The sequence below is a fragment of the Burkholderia sp. BC1 genome (assembly GCF_052683555.1).
On sequence record NZ_JBQYLP010000123.1, the window covers coordinates 1 to 7907 of the forward strand.

The window sequence follows — 7907 nt, forward strand, 5'->3', positions numbered from 1 at the left end:
GCCGATCATGAACTAAGATTGAAACCGGACCACCCTATGGGGTCAGGCCACGTGCTCGCGCGCTGAACGAGTTGGCCGACCTTTTCGACCAGCATGCGGAAGCCCTGATCGAAGCCGTGGTTCGCGAGAACGGAAAAACGCGCTACGAGGCAGGTTTCGAGGTGTCCATGAACGCACCGAAACTGCGCTACTACGCTTCGCTTGTGCGTACGAGCTATGGGCGCTCAGTCCTGCCTGACGCTGGCAAGCTTTCGGTTGTGGTGCCCGAACCGATCGGTGTCGCTGGAATCATCGTGCCGTGGAACGCGCCTACCGTTCTCCTCGTGCGCTCCCTTGCCCCGGCTTTGGCTGCCGGTACTGCGGCGGTGGTGAAGATGCCCGCTCAGACAGCCCAGGTGAATGCATTGCTTGCGAACCTGATTTCTCAGGTGAAGTCGCTGCCTCGTGGAATCGTGAACTTGTTCACTGAATCTGGAGACGAGGGAGCGCGCAAGCTGGTTGAGTCGCAGAACGTTCCGGTTATCAGTTTTACAGGAAGTACGCACGTCGGGCGAGCCATCGCGTCGGCGGCCGGACGGCAGTTGAAACGGCTGAATCTCGAACTGGGCGGCAAGACTCCGATGATTGTCTTCGACGACGCCGACCTGGACAAAGTAATTCCCACGTTGGAAAAGGGCATTACAGTGTTCGCGGGGCAGTTCTGCATGGCGGGTTCCCGCATCCTCGTGCAACGCAGCATTGCGCAAAAGGTCATCAGTCTGCTCAAGGAGCGTTTGGAAGCAGTGAAAGTCGGTGCCGGGTCGGACCCGGCGAGCGACATGGGGCCGCTGATTAACAAGGACGCCGTCGTCCGGGTCAACGCTGAGGTGGAAAAGGCCATTGCTCAGGGCGCGACCGTAATCGTACGCGGTGGGCCGTCAAGCGATCAGAGACTTGCGTCGGGCGCTTTCTACCGGCCGACGCTGCTGGAAGTCCGCAACAGTAGGGCCGACATCGTTCAAACGGAAACCTTTGGACCGGTCGCGACCCTGGAGGTCTTCGATACGGAAGCTGATGCCGTTGTATTGGCAAACGCTACTGAATTTGGCTTGGCTGCGAGCATCTGGACTTCGGATGTGGATCGCCCATGGAGAGTCGGGCGTGCAATCGCCGCTGGAACAATCTGGATCAATCAGTGGGCGGTGATTTACGACGAAATGGAAGAGGGCGGCCAAAAGCAGTCTGGTATCGGTCGGCTGAACGGGGTTGCCGCGCTGGACCCATTTACCGAATACAAGCACTTCACGATTTCACATGGCAGTCAGCCCTGAGGGTCGTGGCAGAAGTGGCTTGGCCTTTCTTGCGTTGTTAATCTAATGAGAAGGAGACAAACTTGAGTACAGGTTGCGCAACCGGGCTGGATACGCTGGCCCAAACATACCCACGCGTCCACGACTTGGTGAAGCGTGGACGGGAAGTTATCGATCAAGGTTTTCTTCCTGCGAAGATCTTCAACGATCCCCAGGTCTATGAGGTTGAGCGCGAGCGAATCTTCGGCAAGGCCTGGATTTATCTTGGCCATGTGACGGAGTTGCCGAACAAGCACGACTATGTGCTTCGTAATATCGCCGACAATCCCTTGATCGTAACGCGTAACGCCGACGGGGAAATCCGCGCGATGCTAAACGCATGCGCACATCGAGGCGTGCAGTTGGCGCGCGGCGACAAAGGCAACGCGAAGATGTTCCGTTGTCCGTATCACGGATGGACGTATACGAATACCGGAAAGCTGGCGGGCATCCCCCAGCAGAAAGAAGCCTATGGCGACGCGATAAACGAAGCCGAGTTGGGGCTCAAGCAGGTGCCACGCCTGGAAATCTTCCAAGGCATGATTTTCGGGAATCTGGACGCTGACGCCATGCCGCTCGATGAATACCTGGGTGATATGAAGTGGTATCTGGAGCTTCTTACGAAGCGTTCTGAAGGTGGCCTTCAGGTGGTGGGTGCTCCACAACGCTGGATCGTCAATGCCGACTGGAAGTTGCCAGCGGACAACTTCATTGGCGACTCGTACCACACCCAGACTGCCCACCAGTCCATCGTGGAACTGGGGATGTTGCCCGACAACCCGTTTTATGCGATGTCCGGAGACCTGATCGACGCAGGTAATGGACACGGTATGGGACTGACGGGCGCGCCTCCCGGCATCCCTTTACCGCCATACTTGGGTCTGCCCGAAGAGGTTGTGAGCTCTGCGAAGAAGCGCCTTTCCCGGGAGCAGTTGCAAGTCATGGAGAAGACTAACTTTTTCCACGCGACCGTTTTCCCCAACCTGTCCTTTCTGAACATTATGACCGCAAAGGACGCGCAGAGCCAGTTGACGCCGATCATTACGTTCCGTCTCTGGCAGCCCGCCGGTTTCGGAAAGATCGAGATCTGGTCCTGGTGTCTGGTTGATGCGGATGCGCCCGAGTCATATAAGAAGGAAGGCTACGAAGCGTACCTGCGCACGTTTGGGATCTCTGGGACATTCGAGCAGGATGATGCGGAGGTATGGCAGACGTCCTTCAGCATGACTGGAGGCGAGATGGCCAGAAATATGGACTTCAACTATCAGATGGGTCTCACGACACAGAAGCCGCGCGAGGACTGGCCTGGCCCCGGCAAGGCATATAACCTCGGCTATGGCGAGTGGCCTCAGCGCGGTTGGCATCGCCGTTGGCTGCAGTATATGAGCGGTGAGATCTGACTGGAGACTGAATCATGAACAACATCGACCAATACGACGCAGAACTCCACGGTCAGCTGTCCTGCTTCCTGTATCGCGAATCCGAGCTCCTGGATAACTTTCAGTTGAAGGAGTGGCAAGCGACTTGCGTGGATGAGTCGATTCGCTATGTCGTTCCGCTGCGCCAGACACTCATGAAGGAGGATGGGGACGGATTCAGTGAGGATTCTCACCTCCAGAGCGATGACTGGAAGGCACTGACGATGCGGATCAAGCGCTTCGATTCCCGTGCAGCCTGGTCCGAGAATCCGCAAACGAGAATCCGTCACTTTGTGACGAACGTGCGCGTCGGAGATAAGACAGAGCTAGGTGGAAATTCGAAAAACTACGAAGCGGTCGTGAAGTCAAATGTCCTCATCTACCGCTCGCGTGGACCGTCGCCGGATCACGATCTTCTGTCTGCAGAGCGAATCGACAGAATCCGCTGTGTCGAAGGAGACATCAAGCTCCTTCATCGTGAAGTTCGAATCGATAGCGCAGTAGTCGGAACTCACAATTTTTCGTTTATTTTTTGAGTTGTAGTCAGTGAAGGCCGGTGAGCGCCGGTCTTCAACAATCAGTCCCCGAAGCATCGGGGGTGAGTCGAGGTTTCAACATGGCAAAAATCACCTATATAGAGCACAGCGGAGCTGAGCACGTGGTGGAGGTCCCGGAGGGGTACTCCCTAATGGAAGGTGCGACGAAAAACAGTGTTCCTGGTATTGTCGCTGAGTGCATGGGCGGGTGTGCCTGTGCGACTTGCCATATCTACGTCGATCCGGCGTGGCGTGCGGCCGTGCCCGCAGCTCAAGACGACGAGTTGGCGATGTTGGAGTACGCCTCCGATGTGCAAGAGGGATCTCGCCTCGCCTGCCAGATCAAGGTGACCAATTCCATGGACGGAATGGCTGTGAGAATGCCGGCATCGCAAGGCTAAATGCCAAGTTGAAATCTAGGCGGAGAGTGGGTGTGAAATCGTTTGATGTACTAATCGTTGGTTCAGGTCATGCGGGAAGTCAAGCCGCCATATCCTTGCGTCAGCTCAAGTATGAGGGGTCGATTGGCGTACTCGGTGAAGAGGCAGTTTTGCCGTACGAGCGTCCGCCGCTTTCCAAAGACTATTTGGGCGGAGAAAAGAGCTTCGATCGAATCCTGATTCGGGGTGAAGACTACTGGGCCGATCAAAAAATCAGCATGCTGCTGGGCCGGCGCGTCAACGAAATAACGCCAGACAAGCGTGTCGTCCGCACGGTGTCAGGCGAATCGTTTGGCTATGGGAATTTGATCTGGGCTGCGGGCGGGGCGGCACGACGGATCGATTGTACCGGTAGCGATCTCGCAGGCATTCACTATATCCGCCACATCCAGGATACAAATCGACTACTGAGTGAACTACCGCGCGCACGAAAGGTTGTAGTCATCGGTGGGGGCTATGTCGGGCTGGAGGCCGCAGCATCGCTAAGAAAGATGGGAAAGGACGTTGTATTGTTCGAGGCGACGACAAGAGCGCTGGCGAGGAGCACATGTGAGACGGTTTCGCGTTTCATTGAGACCCAGCATCGCCTGCACGGTGTGGACGTTCGCCTTGGCGTAGGCGTCGCTGCGATTGAAGGAAAATCAGGCCACGTCGTCGCCGTGCGTCTCCTGGACGGTACCTGCGTAGATGCAGACTTGGTTATCGCAGGTATCGGTATTGTTCCCGCCGTGGAGGTACTGGCCGCTGCCGGAGCAAAGGTTGCGAATGGCGTTGAAGTGGACGAACAATGTAAAACGAGCCTGCCAAACGTTTTTGCGATCGGCGATTGTGCGCTTCATAAAAATCGGTACGCCGATGACGCGTTGATCCGGCTTGAGTCAGTTCAGAACGCTTTGGACCAGGCCCACGTAGTAGCCAAGACCCTCGTGAATCAATCCGCTCGCTACGAAAGCCTGCCTTGGTTCTGGTCCAACCAGTACGACATAAAACTGCAGACTGCCGGATTGTCGATTGGCTATGACAGGACTGAAATCCGGGGCGATGTCTCCGCGTCTTCATTTGCAGTCGACTACTACAAGGGCGATAGGCATATTGCGACCGACTGCATCAATTCGCCGAGAGATTTTGTCGCCGCGCGCAAAAAACTTACAGAACAGTTTGAAAGTAGGAAGGAATTAATCATCTCGTGAAATCGACTTCGGCGTTTCGCGATAGATGTCGGTGAACGCGCGAACTTCGCCTGCGTGAATCTTTCTTGCCAAAACATAAGCTCCAGGAGCGAATTACCATGACCCACCCTAAAATCCGCATTGACGCATCGGGTATCAAAGGACTCTGGCCCATCTTGCCCACGCCGGCGAAGCCGAACGCTTCCGATTGGCGTGAGCGAAATACGGTTGACCTGGACGAAACTGCACGTGTTGTCGAATTGCTAATCGACGCGGGTGTGGACGGACTGCTGAGCCTTGGAACCTACGGTGAGGCACACAGCCTCTTGTGGGACGAAAAAAAAGCGTTTGTCGGCTGTGTCATGGAAACCATTCGTGGGCGCATTCCGTTCTTTACGGGAACCACGGCACTGAATACGCGCGAGGTTGTCGAGCAAACTCGTGCGATGCATGACATGGGCGTAAGCGGGACCATGCTCGGTGTACCCATGTGGTGCAAGAACGACCTCGCTACCGCCGTTCAGTTCTTCAAGGATGTCACTGAAGCTTGTCCTGACACCGCACTCGCCATCTACGCGAATACGGAAGCTTTCAAATTTGAGTTTCCGCGTCCGTTCTGGGCGGAGGTCGGAAAAATGCCGCAGGCAGTTGCATGTAAATATCTGGGTATCGGAATGCTGGCGGTGGATCTGGAACTGGCTCCGAACATGCGGTTTCTTCCAAATGAGCAAGACTACTACGCGGCGGCGCGCATCGCTCCCGATCGCGTCACCGCGTTCTGGTCCAGCAGCGCGTTGTGCGGACCACTTCCGGCGCTGACGCTGCGGGATCGGGTTGCGCAGGCCAAGTCCAGCCATGACTGGACCTCGGCGAAGGAGATTGCCGACAAGCTGCGGGCTTGCGACGTGGGTTTCTTTCCAAAGGGCGAGTTTTCGGAATTCTCGAAGTTCAACGCTCCGCTCGAGAAATCACGGATGAACGCCGCCGGCTATATGAATGCTGGGCCCTGCCGTCCTCCATACCACGTTATTCCGCAGGACTACCTTGCTGGCGCGGAGCGCTCGGGGCGCGCACATGCGGCACTGAACGCCGAATTGATGCAAACCCGGCGGGCGATTTGATTGTAAGGGAGGACGTGTGAGCATCTACACGATGGAACGAGTCTTGTGGGATTTGCATACCGATCCCGCCAAGGTCAAACGATTTCATTCCGACGCGGGCGAATTCCTGTCTGCGTATCTGTTGGCTGAAGAGGAGCGAGCTTTGCTCGAATCCTTGGACGTACGCGCTATCGCCGATAAGGGGGTTAGTCAAATGCTCCTGTTTTGCTCATGGCAGGCTATCCAGGGTGGGCCGCCGTCAATTCCTGAATACATGCGCCGGATGAACACCCGATAAGGCAAATGCTGCGGATTCTCTTTACCTGTCCGGATAGGAAATACTATGGCTGAAATCGTTGCGGGCTTCATGTTGCCTCATGATCCGCTCATCGCATCAATTCCTGACGCGCCGCCCTTGCAGAAACGTGAGACATGCATGGCGGCATACGCGGCGATTGTCGAGCGTATCAAGGATTTAAAGGTGGACACTGTTATCGTTATCGGTGACGACCACTACACAATGCATAGTCCTGCCTGTATTCCTCGTTGCCTTATCGGAATTGGCGATGTCGAGGGCCCAAGGGAGGAGTGGCTCGGGATTCCGCGCGCGAAGATCGAAAATAACGAGGCGCTCGCTCATCACATCATGCAGACGGGGTTTGACGTGGGTGTCGATTGGGCCGTGGCAAAGACTCTCGTCATCGACCATTCGACCACGATCCCTATCCACTATGCGGTTCGCCCGGCAGCCGGCGTTAGGGCCATTCCAGTCTACCTGAATACGGGCTTCGAACCTCTCATTTCTAGCCGGCGGGCTTACCAGATTGGGAAGGTGATTGGAGAGGCCGTGGCTTCTTGGTCTGGAACCGAGCGTGTCGCTATTTATGGTACGGGAGGGCTGAGTCATTGGCCCGGCATGGCGCAGATGGGGAAGGTCAATGCCGAATGGGATCGCAAGATCCTCTCGCACGTTGAAGAAGGAAATGTGGAAGCGTTGATCGCGCTGACTGACGAAGAAATTCTGCGTGATGGTGGAAACGGCGGGCTGGAAATAAAAAACTGGATCTGTGCGATGGGCGCACTGGGTACTGTTCGCGGCGAGTTGATCGCTTACGAATCTGTGCCGGAGTGGGTGTGTGGATGCGGGTATCTGGAAATGAAGCGGGCCGCTTGAACGATCACGCGGAAAAACAGTACATAGCGGACCAGGTACAACCATGGAATCAATCGATTTTTACTTCGACTTTCTTAGCCCATTTGCCTATTTGGCTTCTTATCGCTTGCGCGGAATCGCTGAAAAACACCAGCGCAGCGTGAACTATTTTCCTATCGATCTCGCCGCCGCAAAATTGGCAATCGGAAATATAGGCCCGACCAATCGAGAGCTACCTGTCAAGTTGAAGTATCTGACGGATGACCTCAAGCGATGGGCTCATCGGTATGGAATTCCTCTTCATGGTGCGAAGAATCACAATTCTCGCCCACTGAATATCGGCACGTTCTTTGCCAAGGACAGAGCGCAGTGTGCGGATTACGTAACCGTTGCGTATCAGCGGACATGGGGTGATGGCGGGGCACCCGATGACGAAGATTTGCTGAAGAACATTGCAGCGGACTTTGGATGGAATTCAGCTGAGTTTGTCGATTTCATCGCGTCACAGGAGGCAAGCAATCGCTATGAAGCCAGCACATCAAATGCGATTCGAAGAGGTGTGTTTGGCGTGCCCACCATGATGTTAGGGGACAGTATGTGGTGGGGTAATGACCGCATTTTCATGCTCGATGAGTACCTTTCTGAGCTGGCACTACAAGGAAACTAGTAACACACGTGGCTTGTACCTATTTTAAATTTTGATGGGTCAAGCCTAGGGAAACGCTGATCAATGAGCCTGTCGTCCGCATAACGGACGAGGCAG

Annotated in this window: 9 protein-coding genes; all 9 read left to right on the forward strand. The window is 55.4% G+C overall.

The genetic code is table 11. The annotated features are described in order from the left end of the window. Positions 1 to 17 precede the first annotated feature (17 nt). Complete coding sequence (locus ACSHSS_RS29175; RefSeq protein ID WP_445545898.1) at positions 18 to 1310, forward strand: aldehyde dehydrogenase family protein; 1293 nt, start codon at positions 18 to 20, stop codon at positions 1308 to 1310. A 62-nt stretch (positions 1311 to 1372) separates the two neighbouring features. Continuing rightward, the gene (locus ACSHSS_RS29180; protein ID WP_445545891.1) at positions 1373 to 2728 is read left to right on the forward strand and encodes an aromatic ring-hydroxylating oxygenase subunit alpha; all 1356 of its coding nucleotides are present in this window, start codon (positions 1373 to 1375) and stop codon (positions 2726 to 2728) included. A gap of 14 nt (positions 2729 to 2742) precedes the next feature. Continuing rightward, positions 2743 to 3282, forward strand: a complete 540-nt coding sequence (locus tag ACSHSS_RS29185) for an aromatic-ring-hydroxylating dioxygenase subunit beta (RefSeq protein ID WP_445545892.1) — start codon at positions 2743 to 2745, stop codon at positions 3280 to 3282. 80 nt (positions 3283 to 3362) lie between these two features. Continuing rightward, a complete protein-coding gene (locus tag ACSHSS_RS29190; protein WP_025527772.1) occupies positions 3363 to 3683 on the forward strand; it encodes a 2Fe-2S iron-sulfur cluster-binding protein in 321 nt (106 codons plus the stop codon). Between the two features lie 32 nt (positions 3684 to 3715). After that, on the forward strand, positions 3716 to 4912 hold the full coding sequence (locus ACSHSS_RS29195) for an NAD(P)/FAD-dependent oxidoreductase (protein ID WP_445545893.1): 1197 nt from the start codon (positions 3716 to 3718) through the stop codon (positions 4910 to 4912). A gap of 98 nt (positions 4913 to 5010) precedes the next feature. Next, positions 5011 to 6012: a dihydrodipicolinate synthase family protein gene (locus tag ACSHSS_RS29200; RefSeq protein ID WP_445545894.1), complete on the forward strand. Its 1002-nt coding sequence runs from the start codon at positions 5011 to 5013 to the stop codon at positions 6010 to 6012. Between the two features lie 16 nt (positions 6013 to 6028). Next, positions 6029 to 6289, forward strand: coding sequence for a hypothetical protein (locus tag ACSHSS_RS29205; protein WP_445545895.1), 261 nt, complete (start codon positions 6029 to 6031; stop codon positions 6287 to 6289). Positions 6290 to 6334: 45 nt separating this feature from the next. After that, on the forward strand, positions 6335 to 7165 hold the full coding sequence (locus tag ACSHSS_RS29210; protein WP_445545896.1) for a DODA-type extradiol aromatic ring-opening family dioxygenase: 831 nt from the start codon (positions 6335 to 6337) through the stop codon (positions 7163 to 7165). Positions 7166 to 7208: 43 nt separating this feature from the next. Beyond that, the gene (locus ACSHSS_RS29215) at positions 7209 to 7811 is read left to right on the forward strand and encodes a 2-hydroxychromene-2-carboxylate isomerase (RefSeq protein WP_445545897.1); all 603 of its coding nucleotides are present in this window, start codon (positions 7209 to 7211) and stop codon (positions 7809 to 7811) included. The last annotated feature ends 96 nt before the right edge of the window (positions 7812 to 7907 follow it).